The organism is Erwinia wuhanensis, from assembly GCF_030484085.1.
Lineage (GTDB): Bacteria > Pseudomonadota > Gammaproteobacteria > Enterobacterales > Enterobacteriaceae > Erwinia > Erwinia aeris.
Map to the genome: position 1 here is coordinate 489,177 of NZ_JAUJUH010000001.1, position 20,797 is coordinate 509,973.

The 20,797-nt window shown below is 54.8% G+C and carries 22 protein-coding genes and 1 pseudogene; 12 read left to right on the forward strand and 11 right to left on the reverse strand.

Features of this window, described 5'->3' with window-relative positions:
• Positions 1-9: 9 nt before the first annotated feature.
• Positions 10-1,335, reverse strand: coding sequence for an LLM class flavin-dependent oxidoreductase (locus tag QZH36_RS02215; RefSeq protein WP_301250828.1), 1,326 nt, complete (start codon positions 1,333-1,335; stop codon positions 10-12).
• A gap of 9 nt (positions 1,336-1,344) precedes the next feature.
• Positions 1,345-2,322: an MsnO8 family LLM class oxidoreductase gene (locus QZH36_RS02220; RefSeq protein ID WP_301250830.1), complete on the reverse strand. Its 978-nt coding sequence runs from the start codon at positions 2,320-2,322 to the stop codon at positions 1,345-1,347.
• Positions 2,323-2,527: 205 nt separating this feature from the next.
• Here QZH36_RS02220 and QZH36_RS02225 point away from each other — a divergent pair, with 205 nt between their 5' ends.
• Genes QZH36_RS02225 through QZH36_RS02240 form a run of 4 tightly spaced genes read left to right on the forward strand, consistent with a single transcriptional unit; the run spans position 2,528 to position 5,750 of the window.
• On the forward strand, positions 2,528-3,451 hold the full coding sequence (locus QZH36_RS02225; RefSeq protein WP_301250832.1) for an ABC transporter substrate-binding protein: 924 nt from the start codon (positions 2,528-2,530) through the stop codon (positions 3,449-3,451).
• A 15-nt stretch (positions 3,452-3,466) separates the two neighbouring features.
• Positions 3,467-3,976, forward strand: coding sequence for a GNAT family N-acetyltransferase (locus tag QZH36_RS02230; protein ID WP_301250834.1), 510 nt, complete (start codon positions 3,467-3,469; stop codon positions 3,974-3,976).
• 9 nt (positions 3,977-3,985) lie between these two features.
• Positions 3,986-4,939, forward strand: coding sequence for an amino acid ABC transporter permease (locus QZH36_RS02235; protein ID WP_253454189.1), 954 nt, complete (start codon positions 3,986-3,988; stop codon positions 4,937-4,939).
• A complete protein-coding gene (locus tag QZH36_RS02240; RefSeq protein ID WP_253454190.1) occupies positions 4,923-5,750 on the forward strand; it encodes an amino acid ABC transporter ATP-binding protein in 828 nt (275 codons plus the stop codon). The genes QZH36_RS02235 and QZH36_RS02240 overlap by 17 nt, the downstream gene beginning before the upstream one ends.
• Before the next feature lie 25 nt (positions 5,751-5,775).
• On the opposite strand, the gene QZH36_RS02245 is transcribed toward QZH36_RS02240, so the two are convergent.
• A complete protein-coding gene (locus QZH36_RS02245) occupies positions 5,776-6,381 on the reverse strand; it encodes a helix-turn-helix domain-containing protein (RefSeq protein ID WP_301729554.1) in 606 nt (201 codons plus the stop codon).
• A gap of 43 nt (positions 6,382-6,424) precedes the next feature.
• Here QZH36_RS02245 and QZH36_RS02250 point away from each other — a divergent pair, with 43 nt between their 5' ends.
• The 4 genes from QZH36_RS02250 to QZH36_RS02265 all read left to right on the forward strand — a co-directional run bounded on the left by QZH36_RS02250 (position 6,425) and on the right by QZH36_RS02265 (position 9,353).
• Positions 6,425-7,132, forward strand: a complete 708-nt coding sequence (locus QZH36_RS02250; RefSeq protein ID WP_301729555.1) for a B3/B4 domain-containing protein — start codon at positions 6,425-6,427, stop codon at positions 7,130-7,132.
• A gap of 463 nt (positions 7,133-7,595) precedes the next feature.
• Positions 7,596-8,363 carry a hypothetical protein gene (locus QZH36_RS02255; protein WP_301729556.1) on the forward strand — a complete coding sequence of 256 codons (768 nt, stop codon included), beginning with the start codon at positions 7,596-7,598 and terminating at the stop codon, positions 8,361-8,363.
• A gap of 349 nt (positions 8,364-8,712) precedes the next feature.
• Positions 8,713-8,940 carry a hypothetical protein gene (locus tag QZH36_RS02260; RefSeq protein ID WP_253454201.1) on the forward strand — a complete coding sequence of 76 codons (228 nt, stop codon included), beginning with the start codon at positions 8,713-8,715 and terminating at the stop codon, positions 8,938-8,940.
• Entirely contained in the window at positions 8,937-9,353 is a 417-nt protein-coding gene (locus QZH36_RS02265; RefSeq protein WP_301729557.1) for a putative T6SS immunity periplasmic lipoprotein, read from the forward strand. Before QZH36_RS02260 ends, QZH36_RS02265 begins: the two co-directional genes overlap by 4 nt.
• 127 nt (positions 9,354-9,480) lie before the next feature.
• Here QZH36_RS02265 and QZH36_RS02270 read toward each other — a convergent pair whose 3' ends face one another.
• From QZH36_RS02270 to QZH36_RS02280, 3 genes are read right to left on the reverse strand one after another with little or no spacing between them, the layout of a single operon-like run.
• On the reverse strand, positions 9,481-10,293 hold the full coding sequence (locus tag QZH36_RS02270; protein WP_253454205.1) for a MetQ/NlpA family ABC transporter substrate-binding protein: 813 nt from the start codon (positions 10,291-10,293) through the stop codon (positions 9,481-9,483).
• An 18-nt stretch (positions 10,294-10,311) separates the two neighbouring features.
• A complete protein-coding gene (locus QZH36_RS02275; protein WP_301250841.1) occupies positions 10,312-10,980 on the reverse strand; it encodes a methionine ABC transporter permease in 669 nt (222 codons plus the stop codon).
• Positions 10,973-11,995 (reverse strand): methionine ABC transporter ATP-binding protein, encoded by a 1,023-nt coding sequence (locus QZH36_RS02280; RefSeq protein ID WP_301729558.1) that lies wholly within the window; start codon positions 11,993-11,995, stop codon positions 10,973-10,975. Before QZH36_RS02280 ends, QZH36_RS02275 begins: the two co-directional genes overlap by 8 nt.
• A 550-nt stretch (positions 11,996-12,545) precedes the next feature.
• On the opposite strand from QZH36_RS02280, the gene QZH36_RS02285 reads away from it, so the two are divergent.
• Positions 12,546-14,942 (forward strand): membrane-bound PQQ-dependent dehydrogenase, glucose/quinate/shikimate family, encoded by a 2,397-nt coding sequence (locus QZH36_RS02285; RefSeq protein WP_301729559.1) that lies wholly within the window; start codon positions 12,546-12,548, stop codon positions 14,940-14,942.
• 148 nt (positions 14,943-15,090) lie between these two features.
• Here the strand turns inward: QZH36_RS02285 and QZH36_RS02290 are convergent.
• Both QZH36_RS02290 and QZH36_RS02295 read right to left on the reverse strand, forming a co-directional pair.
• Positions 15,091-15,279: pseudogene (locus QZH36_RS02290) on the reverse strand (hypothetical protein); the annotation flags it as partial.
• A 219-nt stretch (positions 15,280-15,498) separates the two neighbouring features.
• The gene (locus QZH36_RS02295; RefSeq protein ID WP_125287532.1) at positions 15,499-15,675 is read right to left on the reverse strand and encodes a con-10 family general stress protein; all 177 of its coding nucleotides are present in this window, start codon (positions 15,673-15,675) and stop codon (positions 15,499-15,501) included.
• 618 nt (positions 15,676-16,293) lie between these two features.
• Between QZH36_RS02295 and QZH36_RS02300 the strand changes: the two genes are divergently transcribed.
• The 3 genes from QZH36_RS02300 (at position 16,294) to QZH36_RS02310 (ending at position 18,491) form a co-directional block, all read left to right on the forward strand.
• Positions 16,294-16,638 (forward strand): hypothetical protein, encoded by a 345-nt coding sequence (locus tag QZH36_RS02300; RefSeq protein WP_253454213.1) that lies wholly within the window; start codon positions 16,294-16,296, stop codon positions 16,636-16,638.
• A 93-nt stretch (positions 16,639-16,731) separates the two neighbouring features.
• On the forward strand, positions 16,732-17,946 hold the full coding sequence (locus QZH36_RS02305) for a zinc-dependent alcohol dehydrogenase (RefSeq protein ID WP_301729560.1): 1,215 nt from the start codon (positions 16,732-16,734) through the stop codon (positions 17,944-17,946).
• A 50-nt stretch (positions 17,947-17,996) separates the two neighbouring features.
• Complete coding sequence (locus tag QZH36_RS02310; RefSeq protein ID WP_301729561.1) at positions 17,997-18,491, forward strand: CinA family protein; 495 nt, start codon at positions 17,997-17,999, stop codon at positions 18,489-18,491.
• A gap of 38 nt (positions 18,492-18,529) precedes the next feature.
• On the opposite strand, the gene QZH36_RS02315 is transcribed toward QZH36_RS02310, so the two are convergent.
• From QZH36_RS02315 to QZH36_RS02325, 3 genes are all read right to left on the reverse strand, one after another.
• A complete protein-coding gene (locus QZH36_RS02315) occupies positions 18,530-18,925 on the reverse strand; it encodes a YgiW/YdeI family stress tolerance OB fold protein (protein WP_253454219.1) in 396 nt (131 codons plus the stop codon).
• 100 nt (positions 18,926-19,025) lie between these two features.
• On the reverse strand, positions 19,026-19,235 hold the full coding sequence (locus QZH36_RS02320) for a DUF2767 family protein (RefSeq protein WP_125287527.1): 210 nt from the start codon (positions 19,233-19,235) through the stop codon (positions 19,026-19,028).
• 141 nt (positions 19,236-19,376) lie between these two features.
• The gene (locus QZH36_RS02325) at positions 19,377-20,690 is read right to left on the reverse strand and encodes a CitMHS family transporter (RefSeq protein WP_253454220.1); all 1,314 of its coding nucleotides are present in this window, start codon (positions 20,688-20,690) and stop codon (positions 19,377-19,379) included.
• Positions 20,691-20,797: the final 107 nt, after the last annotated feature.

Genomic DNA, 20,797 nt, shown 5'->3' on the forward strand with positions numbered 1-20,797 from the left:
TCATCAATCTTATTGGTTTTCAACCAGCTCCGGCACCGGCTCAGCGTAACGATTGACTTTAAACGGCAGCCCCAGCCTGCCGCGCAGCGTGGTTTCGTCAGAAGGCTGCCAGTAGCCGCGCGCCGCCAGTATCGGCAGCACATCACGCGTGATATCGCGTAGCGACTCCACCAGCACCGGGCCGCTGAGGATAAAACCGCTCGCGCCGCCCTTTTCTACCCATGCAATCAGCGCGTCGGCCACCTGCTGCGGCGTACCGAAGAATTCGCCGCGCGGCAGCGTGGTTTCATAAGCTACCTGACGCAGCGTCAGTTGCTCTTCCCGTGCCCGATGCTTGATGCTGTCGGTAGTGGAACGGAAGCTGTTCTGCCCCAGCTCGCCAACGTCCGGGAAAGGCCCGTCCGGATCGTACTGGCTGAAATCATGATGCTCAAAGAAGCGACCCAGATAGGCCAGCGCATCGTCGAGGGAAAGCAGCGACAGCAAATGCTGATATTTCGCTTCGGCCTCTTCCGGCGTTTTGCCAATAATGGGGCTGATGCCGGGAAAGATAGCTACCGGATCGCGCCCGTTAGCGGCAACGCTGGCCTGTAGCTTCCGCGAATAGCTCTGCGCTTCCGCAAGCGTGCGCGCGTTGGTGAATACCGCATCGGCGGATTTTCCGGCCAGGCCGATGCCGGTATCGGACGCGCCCGCCTGGAAAATCACCGGCTGCCCCTGCGGCGAACGCTGAATATTCAGCGGCCCGGCTACCGAGAAAAATTTGCCCTGGTGATTCAGCCTGTGCAGTTTGGCCGCGTCAAAAAAAACGCCGCTGTCGCGATCGCGCACGAAGGCGTCGTCCTCCCAGGAATCCCATAATCCCTGCACCACGTTAATATATTCCTCGGCAATCTCGTAGCGCAGCGAGTGCGCCGGATGCGCCTTACCGAAGTTCTGCGCCGAGCCTTCCAGCGGCGAGGTCACCACGTTCCAGCCGGCCCGGCCGCCGCTGATATTATCCAGCGTCGCCAGCTGACGGGCAACGGTGAAAGGATCGCTGTACGAAGTAGAAATCGTGCCCGCCAGCCCAATCCGCTGCGTGACCGCGGCCAGCGCCGACAGCAGCGCCACGGGCTCGAAGCGATTAAGGAAATGCGGCAGCGACTTCTCGTTGATGTGCAGCCCGTCGGCGACGAAAAGGAAATCGAACCCTGCCGCCTCCGCCTGCTGTGCCAGATCGGTAAAGTAGCGGAAGTTTACGCTGGCATCGGCCGGCGCGCTGGCATGACGCCATGCATTCATATGGCCGCCCGCGCCATGCAGCATCAGGCCGAATTTGATGTGGGTGCTCATACAATCTCCTTAATGCTGGCCCGCCAGCAGAGTAATGGAACGCAGACGCCGCGCGGGATTGCTTAGCGGCGTATGCAGAATAAATTCGTCGACCTTAAGGCTTTGCTGTAACGCGGCCAGCCGCTGGTGGATAACGTCGGCGGTGCCGTGCAGCACGTTCAGCGCCTGCTTTTCAATACGGTAGTCCGCCGCGCCCGCCTGCTGGACAAAAGCCAGCGCCTGCGCTTCGCTGCCGACGGTCACGTGCCGTTCGCCAAGCGTGACGCGATAGTTATGCTGTTCGGCCAGTAGCGAAGCCGCTTCCTCAGTGGTGTCGGCCGCCAGCGCCGCCAGGCTGATCAGCGCCTTACCCTGCTGCGCGTACTCGTGAAAGGTCAGCACCGCTTCCCGCATCGCCTGCTCAGAGGCGTTAATAAAACCGGCATAGACAAAGTTCCATCCCAGATGCGCGGCCAGCCGGGCGCTTTCCGCACTGGCACCCAGCAGAAAGCGCGACGGCGAGTGTGATGGCGCCGGCAGCGCTCTGGCGGCTTCACCGCTGGCCGGTTCGGTCACGGCGTCAAGATAGCGGGTTAACTGCGCCAGCAGCGCGGGAAAATCCTTTTGCCCTGCCAGTTCACCCTGCAAAGCTTTGGTGGAAAGCGGCAACCCGCCCGGCGCTTTGCCAACGCCTAAATCGACGCGCCCGGTTGCCAGCGAAGCCAGCAAATGAAAATTTTCCGCCACCTTGTAAGGACTGTAGTGTTGCAGCATCACGCCGCCGGAGCCGATGCGTAACCGGCTGGTGTGGGCCAGAAGCCAGGCTATCAGCACTTCCGGCGAGCTGCCCGCCAGGCGCTCGTTGTCGTGATGTTCAGACACCCACAGCCGGTGGTAGCCCAGCCGCTCCGCCGTGCGGGCAAAGGCAAGCGTCGCCGCCAGCGCGGCCTGCGGCGTTTGCCCTTCGTCCACCGGGCTTTGATCTAAAAGACTTAACTGATAAGACATAATTTATTCTCTCTTAATACTTTCAGCGAGAATTCCATATAAAAACGGCGACGCTAAATATTAATTACAGCTTAGCTTTTGCATAACAATGAAATTATTACGGCTCACGGGAAAAGATTATTTCCCGCTATCTTTATTTGTTTTTGTTGTTTTACTTGCCCTGCCGCATCCTGAATAGTGCAGAAAAACAAAACGCAGGGATAAAATGATGAATAGCAACCGCTTAAGCGCGCTGGCGCTGCTGCTGGGCCTGAGCCTGAGCGCCCAGGCCGCGCCGGGAATAGATTTAATCGCTAATGAAAAGCCGGTGCATACGCCGTTAAACCCTCAGGCGGCTTCGCTGATCCCGGCTAATTATAAATTTGTTACGCCCGGCACATTGACGGTGGCTACGGCAGTGTTGGGCAGCGCGCCGCCGTTCGGCCTGTTTGCCCGCGATAATAAAACGGTTATCGGCAGCGAAGCGGATATAGCACGTCTGGTTGCCGATGGGCTGGGATTAAAATTAAAAATCGTTCCGGCTTCCTGGGAAGACTGGCCGCTGGGCGTCGCCTCCGGGAAATATGACGCGGCGATTTACAATATAACCGTGACTAAAGAACGCAAAGCGCGGTTTGACTTCGCGACCTATCGTCAGGACACGCTGGGCTTCTACGTCAAAAGCAGCAGTAAAATCAGCAAAATTGACGCCGCGCCGGATATTGCCGGCAAACGTATTATCGTGGGCTCCGGCACCAATCAGGAAGCCATCCTGCTGCAGTGGGATAAAGAAAATCAGGCGAAAGGCTTGCCCGCTATGCAGCCGCTTTACGTGACCGACGATGCCGCCGCCACGCTGGCGATCCAGTCCGGCCGCGCCGACGCCACTTTCGGCCCTAACGTTACCGGCGCCTATAAAGCCAAACTGACCGGCACCACCAGGCTGGTCGGCGTGGTGGCCGGCGGCTGGCCTAAAACCGCCAATATCGCCGTGACGCTGAAAAAAGGCAGCGGGCTGGTGGAAGCCGTACAGGCTTCACTCAACGGCGCCATCGCCAGCGGCAGCTATTTACAGGTGCTGGATCGCTGGGGCGAGAGCATCGAAAAAATCGACCATTCCGAGATTAACCCGCCGGGTTTAGGCGACTGAGTACGGGAGCACGCCATGATTGAAGAAACCTTTATCCATACCACGCCGGACGATCCGCGAATTGAGCCGATTATCGACGGGCTGTTCGCCGAATACCGCGCCCGCTACGGCGACTATTTTGGCGAGCAGGAAGAAGAGCCGCCGGGAATTTATGCACCGCCCGACGGGGCGTTTATCGTACTGCTGCGCCATGAAACGCCGATAGCGATGGGGGCCTTCAAGCGTTACAACGTCACGACTGCAGAGCTGAAGCGTATCTGGACGCACAGCAGTATGCGGCGTCAGGGCCTGGCGCAGAAGGTTCTGCTGGAGCTGGAGCGGCTGGCGGCGCTGCAGGGATATGACGCGCTGTATCTGACCACCGGCTTTCGCCAGCCGGAAGCGGTAAGGCTCTATCTGTCGCAGGGTTATCAGCCGCAGTTCGATCCGGCGGTCGATCCCGAACGCTATGCGCTGCCGCCCTTTGACGGCCGCCTGCCCTTTACCAAAACGCTGCTCAGCCAGCCTGTCCGACGCAGCGCCTGAGGAGTTACCATGAAAAACCCGGATGCTGGCTGGCGTGACAACGCCGACGCGCCGAACGATGTCGTCCTGAAAGTTGTGCCTGCCCGCTACCCGTGGCGCATGGCGGGCGCAGCGTTCGCGCTCTTTATTATTACCGGCGTGGTGCAGTCCATTGCCACCAATCCGCGCTGGGAGTGGGGAGTATTTGCGCAGTGGTTTTTCGATCCGGCCATTTTAAACGGGCTGGGGAAAACGCTGCTGCTGACCCTGCTGGGCACGCTGTTCGGCTCGATTCTCGGCACCGGCCTGGCGCTGGCGCGGCTCGCCAGGTCCTGGCTGCTGAACGCGCTGGCGTGGAGCTATATCTGGCTGTTCCGCTCGCTGCCCCTGCTGCTGGTGCTGATTATTCTTTATAACTTCGCTTATTTGTATGACAGCCTGTCGCTGGGCGTGCCTTTCACCTCCATCACCTTCTTTACCCACGCCACCACCGATCTGCTGGATCAGTTTTCGGTAGCGGTGCTGGGGCTGTCGCTGGTGCAGGCCGCCTATACCGCCGAGATCATTCGCGGCGGCATCGTCGGCGTCGATCAGGGCCAGCACGAAGCCGCCGCCGCGCTGGGCCTGCCGCCGTATCGCCGCACCTTTCGTATTATTTTGCCACAGGCGCTGCGCGCTATTCTGCCAACCGGCTTCAACGAGGTGATTAGCCTGGCGAAAGGCACCTCTATCGTTTACGTGCTGTCGATGCCGGAACTGTTTTATACCGTGCAGGTTATTTATAACCGCACGCAGCAGGTCATCCCGCTGCTAATGGTGGCGAGCGTCTGGTATCTGTGCATCACCACCGTCCTGTCGGTGCTGCAACACTTTGTCGAAAACTATTTTGCGCGCGGCGTGGTGCGGCAGAGGCGCCCCGCCCGCTTAACGCTGTTCCGTCGTTCGGCAACGCTTAAGGAGAGTTCTGATGTCAGAAGCGCTTGAACTAAATCGCGACGAGAACGCCGCCAGCTGGCGCGATCGCCCGCAAACCCAGGCCGGAAAAATTGAGATCGCCAATATCAGTAAAAGCTACGGCGCCTTTAAAGCGTTGGATGATGTCAGCCTGACTATCGAACCCGGCACCGTCACCGTGATCCTCGGGCCATCCGGCTCCGGTAAGTCGACGCTTTTGCGCACCATTAACCATCTGGAACGCGTCGATAAAGGCTTTATTCAGATCGACGGCGACTACGTAGGCTATCGCCGCAGGGGCGATAAGCTGTACGAGCTGAAGGAAAAAGCGATTCTGAAACAACGCATTCAGGTCGGTTACGTATTCCAGAACTTTAACCTGTTTCCGCATATGACCGTGCTGGACAACATTATTGAAGCGCCCATCGTGCATGGTTTGCTGAAGCGCCGCGAGGCAATTGAGCGGGCTTACGAGCTGCTGGATACGGTCGGCCTGCGCGAAAAGGCGCACGCCTGGCCCCGACAGCTTTCCGGCGGCCAGCAGCAGCGCATCGCCATTGCCCGCGCGCTGGCGCTGAACCCAAAGGTGATGCTGTTTGACGAGCCGACTTCCGCGCTGGATCCTGAGCTGGTGGGCGAAGTGCTGGAAGTGATTAACAGGCTGGCACGCTCGGGCGTTACCCTGGTAGTGGTAACGCATGAGATAGGCTTTGCGCGGCAGGTCGCCGATCGCGTGGTGTTTATGGTGGACGGCAAAATTGTCGAAAGCGGCAGCGCCGAGCGGGTGCTGAATCGCCCTGTTCATCAGCGTACCCGCCGCTTTCTGGAAAAAGTACTGTAGGCGAAAGGCAAATATCCTTTTTCTTTTAGCCCCGATGCAGCTCGGCCACGGTCATCGTAAAGATCAGCAGGTTCTGAGTCTCGTTGGCATAGCGGTGCGCCATATCCGTTCTGGCGACGGCCGAGCAGCCCGCGTTAACCGTCAGCGCGGCGCTTTCGGTTTGCAGGTTTAGCGTGCCTTCTTCGACATGCAGCAGCTCCAGCGTGCCCGCCGGATGCCCCGTAGAGGAAAAGCTTTCGCCCGGATGCATTTCCCAGCGCCACAGCTCAATCATATCCGGCCCACGCGTGCCGGCCAGCAGTCGCGCGGAACCGCCCTTTTCACCTTGCCATAGCGTAGGGATCTCCTCGCGAGTGATAAGCCATGCAGAAGGCGAATCGGTAACGTTGACGATATCCGCCACCGACAAGCCAAGCGCGGCGGCGATTTTACATAAAATACCGATACTGGGGTTCGCCGTGCCCTTTTCGGTTTCCACCAGCATCCCTTTACTGACCCCCGCGCGGCGGGCGAGCTCGTCCAGCGAAAGCTTTTGCGCCTTGCGATGGGTTTTAATACTGCGCGAGACGGCAGCGCTGACGCTGTCGATATCGGCCCCTGCCTCGGTCGTTTTATTGACTTTTTTGGTCATCGGTCATTACTATAGGATAAATTAGTCACCGAAGGATTATGGAATGATTTCAGTCACCCCGTCAATCGCCCCGGCTATTGCCGACCTTGCACCGGGCTTTCGCGCCCTGAGTATCACCGTAAAAGCCGCGCCGCTGGCCGATCCCTCGATCGCACAAGCGTTTCTTACCCAGGCCTGCGAGGCGGTGCTTGCCGATTCGCCTGCCTGGGCGGCAGCGCACCTGGCCGACTGGGCGGAAACGTTTAAAAAGTTCGGCGCCAAACCCAAGCGCACGCCCTGTTCGGCGGAAGCGCTGAGGAAACGCGTGCAGCGCGACGGCACGCTGCCGGGCATCGATCCGGTGGTCGATCTGTATAACGCTATCAGCCTTCGCTACGCCATTCCGGTCGGCGGCGAGAATATTGCCGCCTATGTGGGCCAGCCGCGCCTGGTAATAGCCGACGGCAGCGAGCTGTTTGATACAGTTAAAGAAGGCAGCGCGGCCGTGGAATCACCGGAGGTCGGTGAAGTTATCTGGCGTGACGACCAGGGCGTGACCTGTCGCCGCTGGAACTGGCGTCAGGGCGTGCGTACCCGGCTGAATGCCCAGGCCACGCAAATGTGGTTTGTACTGGAAAGCCTGCCGTCAATGCCGTATGAGGCGCTGCTGGAAGCGGGTGATGAGCTGATCCGCGGCCTGACGCTGATGATGCCGGGCGTGCAGACGGAGGTAAAAACGATTGGGTCGGGCTGTTTAAATAGCGGCATCTGATTTTGTTGCCGGCAGCGCCAGATTATTATGGCGCTGCGCTTTCATATAAAAGCCGCCGACGATACTTTTCATAATTATCAAAAAATAAGTCGTAAACCAGTGCATAAAAAAGAGAGATCGCCCTCCCGAAAAGAAAGATTCTGCTTTTGCTGTAAAAGCAGGGAATGATAGAGTTCTTCAGCTTATATCAGATACTGGATCCCCATCGACAGTGACACTGGCGCATCAAATTCCGGCCAGAAGCCGTCCGAGTTCGGCCGAGCCAGAACCCGCCGCCGGTTTCTTAATTGCTCTCTTTGCCGCCCACGCTGCACCCTTGTAAGAACTGTTTTTATACACAGCAGTTTTGCCATCGCAATCTGACAAGCAAAACAGTAATGCCGCTGAGTTCCATGTTTACATAATGACCAAAAAACCACATAGTAACTGAGGCATTCAAAGGAGATAACGCACAGGAGTGAGCATGAGTTATAACGCAGCAATAATAAATAAACTGGAAGCCGAGAACTATCTGGCTTTAGTTCTGGAAAAAGGAGTCAAGGAAGTAGGTAGAGAAGCGTTAAAACAAGGCGAATTGATATACAACGGAGTCGAACGTCTAAGTTGGTATTCATCATGTTTAACAGAAAATTATCAGGATGTTTGTGAGAAAATCAGAAAAGAAGATGTAAGGTTTATTAGGTCCATCTTGAAAATTATTCCGACCTTTCATTTTAAATTACCGCATATTGGCTTTGAATTCGGAGAAAAGAAAAATAATTACTCCGACGTACAGGTCAAAGATAATGTTATAAAATATATGCTAAAAATATTTACTGAAGACGTATTTAGCGAGATTCATTATGAGAGGAGATTAAATTTAAACAGAATCCTGACAAAGCTTAGCGCCGATTATGCAACTGTGAATTTCACAAATCGCTCTATTGCTTACTCTATTGCGTCTGCAATTTATATGAGCGCAGGACTAAGGGCAACGCTGGAAAGCACATTGACCAGCATATCCAGGAAAAGCATCACCGTTTTAGGTGGTTATGGTTACGTAAAAATTGCTATTGACGCTGCAGACCGGCTAAAATTAATCAACCCTATCCTGTACACAAAATTTTATAATGCTGAAGTAGAAATGCTCTATTTTCTGATAGAGCCCGTTGTCACAAAAATAGATCATAAATTTCGGCACGCATTAACTGACGAACAAATCGCATCGGATATAGTGAGGCTCATAAAATGAAAAAGGCATTTAAATTCCTATGGAAGGATATTTTATGGGATATTTTCTGCTTTCGCTTACCGTTACTTTTGACTTTTATATTTTCATTTATCGTTTTTAATTTTTGGGATGGTTATGAACTAATTAAAATAATTATTTTCTTCATCACCTCAAATATAATATGTGATGTATTTTTTAATAAAATCATAAAATAAATCCCGTCGTTTGCCGGATCTGGTGTAGTCGCAAACGCTATAACCCCATCAGAAAAAAGGAGATAAAAGAAAAAGCAGTGACATGCAAAAAATCAATACAGACCACAAAACTGCTCGCCCCAGGTTGCGAGTATTTTGCCTGAAACGGTGTTTTTATGCTGTTCCTTTATTCTTGCCTCGCCACCGCCAATACTCTTGAGTTCAGGTTAGAAGCTCAGGCCTGCATCATTGCCGACTATTTCTGGCTAATAACATTTGGCCGATCGAATTTTGAAGCGGTAGCTAACTTCGAGGGTCTTATCGGGCCCGATCTTCTTGCTAAGTATGAATGGGTAATGCGGGGATTTCTGAGCGATCCTTCAGCTAAAAGGAATTTACCATGATAAAAATAACGCTAGCCTGCGTGCTGCTGGTAAGCGGCTGTCACCTTGAAAAGCCTTACTTTTACCCGCTGGATGTCGTGCTAAAAGAAAACATGCCTTGCTTTTCCGCGCCTTATAATATTCAAAAAAAAAGCCGCCTGCTCCAAAACAGAGGCGTATCCGTAACAAAAATCACCGGAAAAAAAGGGCAAATCTTCTGGCAATCTGAACCTCAGTCTACCTTGCCTGTGATTCCGGCAGGCGAATGCGTTTCTTATCCTGACATTAACTGGCAGGAGGGCGATTACGCCATACTTATGGGAATATCCACGAATAACGATGCTGAAAGATACAGGTTAAGCAAGACTATCCGACTGCAAAAAGATAAAGCAGGCAATTTTATGCTGCAGGAGATCCGGCAGCCTGATTTATAATATCGTCGTTCCTTTAGCCATATACAACAAAGGCACTGCCCGTTTTCTGTGCTGACTGATGGAGATTCTGTAAGTGTGCGAGCGCCAAAAAAAGGCCGGTTTCCCGGCCTTTTTTATTAAACAGCAATCAGTTATTAACAGGAATAACCGCGCCTTTATATTTGGTGCGGATCCAGTCCTGGATTTGCTTAGAATGCAGCACCGTCACCAGCGCTTTAATATCCGGCTTGTTTTCGTCGCCGCGATGCACGGTAATAATATTGGCGTAAGGGTTATTTTCGCCGCTCTCAACTGCAATCGGATCTTTTACCGGATCCAGGCCTGCGTCGATAGCGTAGTTAGCGTTAATTACTACCGCATCGCCTTCGTCGTTATTATACATTTGCGGCAGCAGTGCGCCTTCCACGTTAGCCAGGAACTTCAGATGTTTCGGGTTTTCCACGATATCGCTGATGCGCGCGTCAACTTTGCTCACGCCCGGCTTCAGTTTGATGACGCCTTCTTTCTCAAAGATAGAAAGGATACGCCCTTCTTCCGATACCGCGTCGCGCATAATAACTTTGCCGTTCTGCGGCAGGTCTTTCAGCGATTTGTACTTTTTAGAGTAGATGCCAATCGGCTCGATATGGATTGCGCCCGCGCTGACAAAATCATAGCTCTTGTCGTCGGCATGATCTTTCAGCACGCTGTTCAGATAAGGTACGTGCTGGAAATAGTTCGCATCGATATCGCGGCTGGCCAGCGCGGTGTTCGGCAGGATGTAGTCCTGGAAAGGTTTGATTTCCAGATCGATGCCCTGCTTCGCCAGAATCGGCTTAGCCTGCTCCAGGATTTCCGCGTGCGGCACGTTGGATGCGCCGATGGTCAGGGTGTCTGCCCATGCGCTCAGGCTCAGCGCCCCCAGGGTTGCCGCAGCCAGCAGCGTCAGTGTCTTTTTCATTATTACTTCCTTCGTGAGTTAGCGTTTGTCGAGCCGTGTTGTGATGAAATCGCCAATAAACTGAATAATAAAAACGATAATCAGGATCATAACCGTCGCCACCAGCGTGACATCGCTGTGGTTGCGCTGGAAGCCCTCCAGATAGGCCAGGTTACCTAAACCGCCCGCGCCGATCACCCCGGCCATCGCGCTGTAGCTGACCAGCGCAATCAGCGTTACCGTCATACCGGAAACCAGCGCCGGTGAAGATTCCGGCAGCAGTACGCGAAAGATCAGCGTGCTCAGCCGCGCGCCCATTGAGCGGGAAGCCTCAATCACGCCTTTATCCACTTCGCGCAGGCCAATTTCGACCAGTCGGGCATAGAACGGTGCCGCGCCGACAATCAGCGCGGGCAAAGCCGCATCCGCGCCCAGAATGGTGCCGATTAACGTTTTGGTGAACGGGATCAGCAAAACAATCAGGATAATAAAAGGAATGGAGCGGAAGACGTTAACCAGTACCGAAATCACCGAATAAACGGCGCGGTTCTGAAACAGGCCGCCGCGCGCGGTCAGAAACAGCGCCAGACCGAATAAAATGCCCAGCACAAAGGTCGCCAGACCGGACAGCGAGGTCATATACAGGGTTTCACAGGTTGCCGCCCAAAGCTGATCAAGCTTCAGATGGGGGAAAAGAGTCTCAGTCATGAACCACCTCGGTCGTAATGGCGTAGGCGTGTAAATCGGCCAGGATGTTTTCCAGCGCGCTGCCGGTGGCGGCAACCTGTAACCACAGCTCGCCGAAAGTGCCGTTGGTGGTTTGCGTCATCTTGCCGTGCAAAATATTAAAAGGCGTGCCGTATTTCAGCGTCAGTTCGCCTACGATCGGCTGCTGCGTGTTCTGGCCGACAAAGGTCAGCTTCAGCACGCTGCCCGCCGTGCGGTCAATCAGTTCAGGGTTAAACGGCGTCTCGGCGCTGCTGTACTCTGCCGTTTGCTTGACGAACTGTCGGGTAATCGGCTGCTGCGGATGAGTAAATACCGACAGCACTTCGCCTTCTTCCACGATTCTGCCCGCTTCCATCACCGCCACGCGGTGACAGATTTTACGCACTACGTGCATTTCATGCGTAATCAGCACGATAGTCAGCTTTAGCTTGCGGTTGATATCCAGCAGCAGATCGAGAATGGCGTCGGTTGTCTGTGGATCCAGCGCCGAAGTCGCCTCATCGCACAGCAACACTTCCGGATTATTGGCCAGTGCGCGAGCGATACCTACGCGCTGCTTCTGCCCGCCGCTCAGCTGAGCAGGATAGGCGTGCTCTTTACCCTTCAGGCCGACCAGTTCGATCAGCTCCTGCACGCGCGTTTTGATGGCGGCTTTGGGCGCGCCGGCGATTTGCAGCGAAAAGGCAATATTTTCGCTGACGGTACGCGACCAGAGCAGGTTGAAGTGCTGAAACACCATGCTGATTTTCAGACGCGCCTGACGCAGCGCCTCGCCCTTCGCCTGCGCGATATCTTTACCTGCAATAGTGACGCTGCCGGAAGTCGGTTTTTCCAGTCCGTTCAGCAGGCGGATCAGCGTACTTTTCCCCGCGCCGCTGTAGCCGATAATGCCGTAAATCTGCCCCTGTTCGACGTTGAGATTCACATCATCAACCGCCGTCACCGGGCCAGCCGCGGCGTGAAAGGTTTTGGAAACATTACGCAAAACTATCATTTGTCGCCTGTTTTATCCCGTGTTGTGCAGCCCGCAGGCTGGTCAATAAACTGACTATTTTTAATATGTTATTGGTGATGCTTATGATACGGGATAGCGTCAGGCCGGTCGCGGGTCAGCAAAGACCCAAATACCATGATATATAGCCAAAAGGCATAACGTGGCGGCCTGCCCGTTTCATCATCATTGTTACAGCTACTTTACCGTCAGGGCGTTTTCCAGCGGTTTTATTCAACAAACGAGCCGGTTATTAACAGTATTAACTGGAGCGTAATGTTACCAGCTATTAATGCAATTTGCCGGTATTGCCGTCTGGATGGCTATCAACCGCGCAATAAACAACCACCTCTTGAGGGAAACGCAGATCAAAAAGCAGCCTCCCTGGCTGCCAATAGCCAACGGTAAGATTTTGAGACAATAATCTTTACATGCTAATCAATTGAAAAATAGAACTATTAAAGACAAGCACGCCGCTCTCTCCACCCGCTATCTTTGCAAAACTTTGCATCCTCTATGCTTGCCTTACCTGTTACTCACTTATCAAGACCTTATGCAGAAAAAATTTTGGTTCACCCTACCTGCCATCACTGGGATCGTCGTTAGCCTGTTCGGCCTGGCTTTCCTGGTGCTCGGCGGCTGGCTGGCAACGCTGGGCGGCACGCCCTGGTACCTGATTTTCGGCGCCGGTTTCTTCCTTAGCGGCATTTTTATCGTTAAACGCCGTCCGGCCGGTCTTTGGCTTTACCTGCTCTCCTTTCTGATTTGCGTAGCCTGGTCGCTGTATGAAGTCGGTCTGGACGGCTGGAAGCTGATGCCGCGCCTTTTCGCGCTGGCCGTACTGGGCGTCTGGTGCAGCCTGCCGTGGATCGTCCGACCGGTGATGCACACGCAGCGCCGCGCGGGCACGCTGGTTGGCGTGGTCTATCTGGCCGCTATCGTGCTGGTCTTCTGGTCAGGCTGGCACGTAACGGCAACGCGCTTTGTGCATCATCAGCCCGTGCCGGCAGCTCAGGCCGCGATCGCAACCGATAACGATAATGACTGGCAGCATTATGGCCGTACGCGCGATGGCCAGCGCTTTTCGCCACTGACGCAGATTACGCCCGCCAATGTCAGCCAGCTGCAGCCCGCCTGGCAGTTCCATACCGGCGATACCCTGCGTAAAGGGGAAGATAAAGCGGGACGCGAGTTCAGCTTTGAAGTGACGCCGATTAAGGTTGGCAACACGCTCTTTATCTGTACGCCGCATCGCCAGGTGATTGCGCTTGACGCCACCAGCGGCAAACAGCGCTGGAAGTTTGATCCCAAAGTAGACACCTCGGCCAATGAATATCTGGCCTGCCGCGGCGTGGCTTACAGCAAGGCGGTGGATGACAGCACCTGCCCGGAAAAAATCATCACCACCACCAGCGATGCCCGCATGGTGGCGCTGAATGCGCAAACCGGCGAACCTTGCGCCTCGTTTGGCAACAAGGGCTATGTCAGCCTGACCGACCATATGGGCCAGGTGCCGCCGGGCTTCCATTTTATTACCTCGCAGCCGATGGTGATGGAAGGCCGCATCGTGCTGGGCGGCTGGATATACGATAACCAGACCACCGGCGAACCTTCCGGCGTGGTACGCGCTTATGACGTAAAAACCGGCCAGCTCTCCTGGGCCTGGGACCTGGGCAGAACGCCGCAGAACGCGCCGCTGAAGCCTGGCGAAGAGTATACGCACGGCACGCCTAACGGCTGGGGAACCTATACGGCGGACGAAAAGCTGGGCCTGATTTATATTCCGCTGGGCAACGCGACGCCGGATTATTACGGCGGCAAACGGCGACCTTTTGACGAGAAGTATTCCAGCGCGCTGGTGGCACTGGATATTCATACGGGTGAAGAGCGCTGGCATTTCCAGACCGTGCATCATGACGTCTGGGATTTCGACGTGCCGGTTGGCCCAACGCTGGTTGACCTGCCGGGCAAAAATGGCGAAACCGTGCCTGCGCTGGTGCAGACCACCAAAATGGGCAAGCTGTTCCTGCTGGATCGCCGCAACGGCAAACCGCTGGCGCAGGTGGATGAGAAACCGGTGCCGACCTCGCCCTCGCTGCCGGGCGAGCATCTGTCGCCTACGCAGCCGGATCCGGTCGGCATGCCGAGCCTTGCACCGCCAAATCTGAAAGAAACCGATATGTGGGGCGCGACGCCGATCGATCAGCTGATCTGCCGCATTCAGTTCCACCGCTATCGCTATCAGGGCCAATATACGCCGCCTGCGGAAGGCACCTCTATCGCCTATCCTGCGTTTGACGGCGTGATGGACTGGTACGGCGCTTCGGTGGATCCGCAGCGGCATTTACTGATTGCCAACACCAGCTACATCCCTTTCACCATGGAGCTGATGAAGCATGACGAGGCGATCAAACAGGGCCTGATGAAGCCGTGGGCAGGCTGGGCCAGCGGGCAATCCTATCCGAAACCGAAAGAGTTCGCCGTAGGGCCGCAGTATGGCACCGGCTGGGCGGCCGTGGTGAAACCCTGGCTGACGGCGCTGGGCGCACCTTGTAGCGCGCCGCCGTGGGGCAAGCTGATCGCCATCGATCTTAACACCCGTAAAATCGCCTGGGAAAGACCGGCGGGCACCACACGTAATATGAATATTTTCGGCACCCATACCAACGCGCCGTTGCCGACCGGCATTTTTATGATGGGCGGTAACATCATTACCCGCAGCGGGCTGATATTTATGGGCGCTACGGCGGATAACTACCTGCGCGCTTTTGACGAAGCCACGGGCCACGAGCTGTGGAAAGCCAAACTGCCAGCGGGCGGCCAGGCGACGCCAATGACCTATACCGGTAAGGACGGTCGTCAGTATGTGGTGATTGCGGCAGGCGGTCACGGCGGACTGGGTACCACTTCCGGCGATGCGCTGGTCGCGTACGCGCTACCGAAAGAGTAAGCATAAAAAACCCCACGGCATCGTGGGGTTTCTTTCAGTTCGTCCCTGCATCCAGGCGCTTTAGCGGTCAGGATATCTCTTCCGGAAGCAGCACATGTCTTTGCTTTTTCTTGCGTTCTTCCTCGTCCGGCGGCGTTTTGCGCGTGTGTTTGAGCATGGCAACGTGGCGGGCGAAATCCTCATGAACCTCTTTGCTTTGTAAATTCACCGACGCCGCACCGTCTTCATCGATCAAAATACGTTCGCCGTCATCTTTAGCTTCCTGCATATCATTGCGGGACATGGCGTTAAGCAACCTTTCCGGGCTGGTAAATACGCTGGCGATCATTTTTAACACGGGCTCTCCTTTTCTGAGCGGGCATTTGCAGATAGCGCTTATTGCAAGCTTTACTGCCGATAGCGGTTATTCTTCTTCTTAAACCAGTATAGAGGAATATTCAGGGCTGAGTTATCAGGAGACGGAAGTATCAGAGGGAGTGAAACAGAGGGGAAGCACAACCGCCACCGCCCGGAGGGCCGATGGCGGCGAGCCTGCGCGCGGCAGGCGCATTACTTTTTAGCTGCGGCGGCTCTTCTCGCCACCTTTTTTACCGGCTTCAGAGGCTTTTTCACGGTCGTTTTTAAAGCTGCCGCTGCCGCTACTGCTCTGTCCGCCTTTTTTGCCTGCTTCTGACGCCTTTTCACGATCTTCTGCGAAATTACCCGAATTTGAATTACCACGATGCTGAGTCATACAAATGTCCTCTTCGTGTTAAATAATACTCAATGGTTTTTTCTCAATTATTTAATCCCGGGGGGAATTAAAAATCAGTGAAGGTGCTACGTAGTTAAATCTAGCAGCCACGCTTATAATTGCAAGGAAACGGCGGCATAAAAATAAGTAAAAATTATGGCTAGTTATCTCATTGATTAATAACAATAATCAGGAAAAATCTTAATCAATTTTAATTTTATATTTAAAAAATACTTATCCCGCCTCAGGAATTATTAGCTTACCCACTGAGCAAATAAATAAATATTAATCGTTCATCAATTTCTGCCGCTTCGTTATAAGCCACTGCCGCTTCGTTCTTTTTTTACTTTCTTCTGCGTAACAGCTTTGCTGATGCTTCTGCCTGGATACTGACCAGGCGCATTCCTGATAATGCCAATAACCACACAAAGAGCTGGACTTAATTAACGAATTTTTACAAAATCGGTTGAACCGCCAGTGGCTCCGCGCCAGTAAAGAGCGGACACCATTTTTTTCTTCGGCCACGGCCGGACGGCTTCAGGGAATAGCGATTCTGGTTCAGCGCGCAGCACGACTGCCGCACAATCAGCCCCTTAACTGTGCATAGTACGGTGGAGCATGGAAAAACAACATTTTCTGACCCGTTTGGGACAATGGCCGAAGATCCAGTTTTCCGAAGTGTGTATCACCGCCTGCGGCGGCAGCATCCAGCCTGAACTCTACGTGCGTGACCGCGCCGATCCACCACGCTGGCTGTTTATCCGCCGCCTTGGCGGCAGCGAGAACCATGACGGCTTACTGACCATTTACAGCCAATGGCTGGCGGAATTTCATCAACAGCGTGGTACCGATTTCTGTTTGCCGCCGCCCTTTGACAGGGCTTTTGAGAACGAGCTGCCAGCGGAAATTTCGGACGCGCCGCATAGCGCTGCATTACGGCCATCGCTTATCGCCGAACGTTAAACGCCTGTGGCCGCCTTCTTCCCGTAAAAATTTATCTATACTTTTCAGCGGACGCCTGACGCTCAGGCCCGGTAGATAAAAAAGGGAGAGCCTATGAAAGCACTAGTCTGGCATGCTGTCGGCGACATTCGTCTTGATGACGTCCCGGAGCCAGCGATAGAAAAACCAACCGATGCGGTGATCCGCCTGACGGCTTCCGCTATCTGCGGCACCGATCTGCATTTTGTTCGCGGCACCTTCAGTAAAATGCAGCCCGGCACCATTCTGGGACACGAAGGCGTCGGCGTGATTGAAGCGCTCGGCGACGATGTTCGCAATTTCGCTGTCGGCGACCGCGTGGTGGTTTGCTCGACCGTTTCCTGCGGCACCTGTCCGCCCTGTCGGGAAGGCAATACCGCCCAGTGCGACAACGCCAACCCCAACGGGCCTGCCGCCGGCACCTGCTTTTTCGGCGGCCCGGCCGCAACCGGCCCGGTAAACGGGCTTCAGGCGGAAAAAGCGCGCATTCCCTATGCCGCCAATACGCTGGTAAAAATTCCCGATAACGTCAGCGACGAGCAGGCGCTGATGGTTAGCGATATTTTCCCCACCGCCTGGTTTGGCGCGGAAGCGGGCGAAATCAAAAAAGGCGACGTTGTGGCGGTCTTCGGCTGCGGGCCGGTCGGCCAGTTCGCTATCGCCAGCGCTTTCCTCAAGGGCGCCGCCCGCGTGATTGCGGTGGACGGCCATGTCGATCGCCTGGCTATGGCGCGTCGTCAGGGTGCATTCACGGTAAATTTTGAAGAAGAAGATCCGGTAGAAACCCTTAATCGCCTGACGGGCGGCGTCGGCGCGGACTGCGCTATTGATGCAGTCGGCGTAGACAGCCAACATGCGCACCACGGCCCGGCAGCGGAAGAGGCGCAGCAAAAAGCAGAAAAATTTGCGGCGGAAGTGGATCAGGTGGCACCGGAAACGCATCCGCAGGCAGGCAACTGGGTGCCGGGCGACGCGCCCACTCAGGCGCTGGAATGGGCTATCGCCACGCTGAAAAAGGCCGGTCGTTTAAGCATTATCGGCGTTTATCCGCCGGAAGCGGAAACTTTCCCTATCGGCAAGGCGATGAATAAGAATCTGACCCTTAAGATGGGCAACTGCAACCATCACACTATTATTCCGGGCTTGCTGGAACTGGTACGCACCGGCGCCATCGAGCCGGTCAAGGTATTAACGAAAGTAGAGCCGCTTAGCGACGTACTTGACGCTTATAAAGTCTTCGACAAGCGCCAGCCAGGCTGGATTAAAACCGAACTCGTGCCACAAAGCTGACAACTCTGCCCCGTCATCGCGGCGGGGCCACCAGCAACTGGAGTCTCACAATGGATAAGGAATTACTTAATACCGCCGAAAGACTCGGCAAAGTTTTACTACAGGCCGGGGTCAAAGTGGCTGCCGCCGAATCCTGCACGTCAGGTCTGGTCAGCTCTGCACTGGGCGCGGCAAGCGACAGCAGCAGCTATTTCACCAGCGGGTTTGTAACCTATACCGACAGCGCCAAACAACGCATTCTGCACGTCAGTGAAAAAACGCTCCAGGAACACACGGCGGTAAGCGAGGCGACCGCGCGCGAAATGGCAGCCGGCGCGAAAGAAGTATCGGGCGAAAAAGCCAGCATTGCGGTTACCGGCTATGCCGGGCCGGACGGCGGCGAAGATGGCACGCCTGCGGGTACGGTGTGGTTTGGCTGGGGCCTGCCAAATGGCGAGGTACGCGCGCTGAAGCAGCATTTTTCAGGGGATTGCGAAGAGGTAGTAAGAAAAGCCGCCCTGTTTGCTCTGCAACACCTTACTGAACTGCTGCAAAGCCAACGCTGAACGGCATTGGGCGAACCTTAGCGTTCGCCCTTAGAGTGTTACGGATCGCCAATCTGTTTTACTGCGATTTCCGTTTGCTTATTTTTATGTTTTACAAAACCGCTCACCCGTACCAGATCTTTGGCATCGTACTTCTCTCCGCCCCAGGCAGATTCGGGAATAACCAGATTAATATTGCCTGATTTATCCTGGAAGGTATAAATATTGCCAGAAACCTTTTTGATGATATTCCCTTCCATCGTCACCCAGGAACCTTCCTTCAGCGTACGGACCGACTTCACCTGGCTCTCGTTGGTATCTTCCGAGCCTTTGTAGCCTGCATCCTGCTTGTGCGGCGGTGGCGGCGTTTCTCCCGCTTTAAATCCCCCTTTGTCCTCGGCCATCACGTTCAGGCTAAGGGCAAGCAGCGCGGCCAGCGTAAGCACTTTTTTCATAAACACTCCTTTCGTTTAAAAAGTCCGATCTTGGTTCTGCATAACTTAAGCCTGGCAGAAAGCCGCTACTTTTCAGGTACAAAGTGTAAAAAAACCTGAATTAATCAGGTTTTATCAGACGAATCGCGTGTTCCAGCACCTTCTGCTCGTCCCGATCCGCATCCGTTCGTTCATGGCGCGTTCTGACCAGCAGGTTTGCCAGGATATCCCGGCTGGTATTATGTCCGCTTTCAGCCAGCACAATGGCCGCGTCGCCAATCACCCGACAGACTTCGTCATAATATTCTTCGCTCAATACATCACGTTTCATAAGACCTCACTTTTTAAACCGGCTTGAAGGAAAAGCCGACCAAAAGTATTAATCCTGAAACGTTGTATCGCCATTGGGCCGCCTGGCGCGGGCGACTTATTGTGATGCCGATCACAATAAATCGCCGACGTGCCCGGAGGGTTAGCGGCTGTAGAACGGGAAGGCGCCAAACAGCAGGCCGCCTACCAGCAGCGCCATACTGACCAGGATCCCCCACTTAATGGCAAAGCGCTGATGGTCGCCGATATCTACTTTCGCCAGTCCAACCAGCAGATACACCGAAGGCACCAACGGGCTGAGCAGATGGAAAGGCTGGCCGATGATTGACGCCCTGGCGATTTCTTCTGCGCTGATACCATAGTTCAGGGCCGTCTGGGCAATCACCGGCAGGATGCCGAAATAGAACGCATCGTTAGACATAAAGAAAGTGAATGGCAGGCTGACCAGCGCGGTAAAGATCGCCAGATAAGGCCCAAAGCTATGCGGGATCACCGCCAGCAGGCTTTTCGCCATTGCATCGACCATGCCGGTGCCGGACAGAATGCCGGTAAACACCCCGGCGGCGAAAATCAGCGAGGTGACCGCCAGCACGTTGCCTGCATGGGTATTGATACGCGCTTTTTGCTGTTCCAGCGAAGGGTAATTCAGCATTACCGCAATGGCAAAAGCCAGCATAAACAGGATCTGGATAGGCATCAGCCCGGTCACCAGCAGCACCAGCAGCACGGTGGTCAGAATAAAGTTAGGCCAGAACATTTTTGGCCGCCGGTTCGCTGCGCACTCCTGCGCGTCGCCCAGACCCAGCTCGATATTATCCAGATGATCGTTATCGAGCTTCATCACGCCCAGCCTTCTGCGCTCGCGGATGCCGAACAGCACCGCCATACCAACGAGCGTGACGCAACCCAGAAACATGGCGGGCAGCATAGGAATAAAGATGTCCAGCGCATCGATATGTAAGGCCGCCGCCGCGCGCGCCGTTGGGCCGCCCCACGGCGACAGATTCATAATACCGCTGGCAAGGTTGACCAGACAGGTCATTGCCAGCACGTTCATGCCCAGCTTGCGGTAGAGCGGCAAAAACGCCGCCACGGCAATCATATAGGTGGTGGAGCTGTCGCCGTCCAGTGAAACCAGCAGCGTCAGTACCGCCGTGCCTACCAGCACCTTAAGCGGGTCGCCGCGCACGATTTTCAGGATAAAGCGTACCAGCGGGTCAAACAGCCCGGCGTCGATCATCAGGCCAAAATAGAGAATGGAAAAGGTCAGCATTACGCCCGTCGGCGCCAGCGCTTTTACGCCATTCAACATCATTTCGCCAAGCCCATGATAATAACCCGCCGCCAGCGCAAAGACCGTCGGCACGATAATCAGCGCGATCAGCGCCGACATCCTTTTGGTCATAATCAGGTACATGAAACAGGTCACCATCGAAAAACCCAGTATGGTCAGCACATTACTTCCCCTCTTTCGGATGCATATCGCAGGCTGCGGCACGACGGCCATCAGCAAAAGTTATCGTTCAGGTCCGGGCGGGTATAAAAAGTAAGACGGGCGTTTCC

Coding starts and splice junctions, on each gene's coding strand:
- QZH36_RS02255 (WP_301729556.1), top strand. CDS start 7,596: ATGAGTTATAACGCAGCAATAATAAATAAACTGGAAGCCGAGAACTAT.
- QZH36_RS02235 (WP_253454189.1), top strand. CDS start 3,986: ATGAAAAACCCGGATGCTGGCTGGCGTGACAACGCCGACGCGCCGAAC.
- QZH36_RS02275 (WP_301250841.1), bottom strand. CDS start 10,980: ATGACTGAGACTCTTTTCCCCCATCTGAAGCTTGATCAGCTTTGGGCG.
- QZH36_RS02220 (WP_301250830.1), bottom strand. CDS start 2,322: ATGTCTTATCAGTTAAGTCTTTTAGATCAAAGCCCGGTGGACGAAGGG.
- QZH36_RS02320 (WP_125287527.1), bottom strand. CDS start 19,235: ATGAAACGTGATGTATTGAGCGAAGAATATTATGACGAAGTCTGTCGG.
- QZH36_RS02225 (WP_301250832.1), top strand. CDS start 2,528: ATGATGAATAGCAACCGCTTAAGCGCGCTGGCGCTGCTGCTGGGCCTG.
- QZH36_RS02270 (WP_253454205.1), bottom strand. CDS start 10,293: ATGAAAAAGACACTGACGCTGCTGGCTGCGGCAACCCTGGGGGCGCTG.
- QZH36_RS02305 (WP_301729560.1), top strand. CDS start 16,732: ATGAAAGCACTAGTCTGGCATGCTGTCGGCGACATTCGTCTTGATGAC.
- QZH36_RS02245 (WP_301729554.1), bottom strand. CDS start 6,381: ATGACCAAAAAAGTCAATAAAACGACCGAGGCAGGGGCCGATATCGAC.
- QZH36_RS02260 (WP_253454201.1), top strand. CDS start 8,713: ATGCTGTTCCTTTATTCTTGCCTCGCCACCGCCAATACTCTTGAGTTC.
- QZH36_RS02315 (WP_253454219.1), bottom strand. CDS start 18,925: ATGAAAAAAGTGCTTACGCTGGCCGCGCTGCTTGCCCTTAGCCTGAAC.
- QZH36_RS02300 (WP_253454213.1), top strand. CDS start 16,294: ATGGAAAAACAACATTTTCTGACCCGTTTGGGACAATGGCCGAAGATC.
- QZH36_RS02295 (WP_125287532.1), bottom strand. CDS start 15,675: ATGACTCAGCATCGTGGTAATTCAAATTCGGGTAATTTCGCAGAAGAT.
- QZH36_RS02265 (WP_301729557.1), top strand. CDS start 8,937: ATGATAAAAATAACGCTAGCCTGCGTGCTGCTGGTAAGCGGCTGTCAC.
- QZH36_RS02285 (WP_301729559.1), top strand. CDS start 12,546: ATGCAGAAAAAATTTTGGTTCACCCTACCTGCCATCACTGGGATCGTC.
- QZH36_RS02310 (WP_301729561.1), top strand. CDS start 17,997: ATGGATAAGGAATTACTTAATACCGCCGAAAGACTCGGCAAAGTTTTA.
- QZH36_RS02250 (WP_301729555.1), top strand. CDS start 6,425: ATGATTTCAGTCACCCCGTCAATCGCCCCGGCTATTGCCGACCTTGCA.
- QZH36_RS02215 (WP_301250828.1), bottom strand. CDS start 1,335: ATGAGCACCCACATCAAATTCGGCCTGATGCTGCATGGCGCGGGCGGC.
- QZH36_RS02230 (WP_301250834.1), top strand. CDS start 3,467: ATGATTGAAGAAACCTTTATCCATACCACGCCGGACGATCCGCGAATT.
- QZH36_RS02280 (WP_301729558.1), bottom strand. CDS start 11,995: ATGATAGTTTTGCGTAATGTTTCCAAAACCTTTCACGCCGCGGCTGGC.
- QZH36_RS02240 (WP_253454190.1), top strand. CDS start 4,923: ATGTCAGAAGCGCTTGAACTAAATCGCGACGAGAACGCCGCCAGCTGG.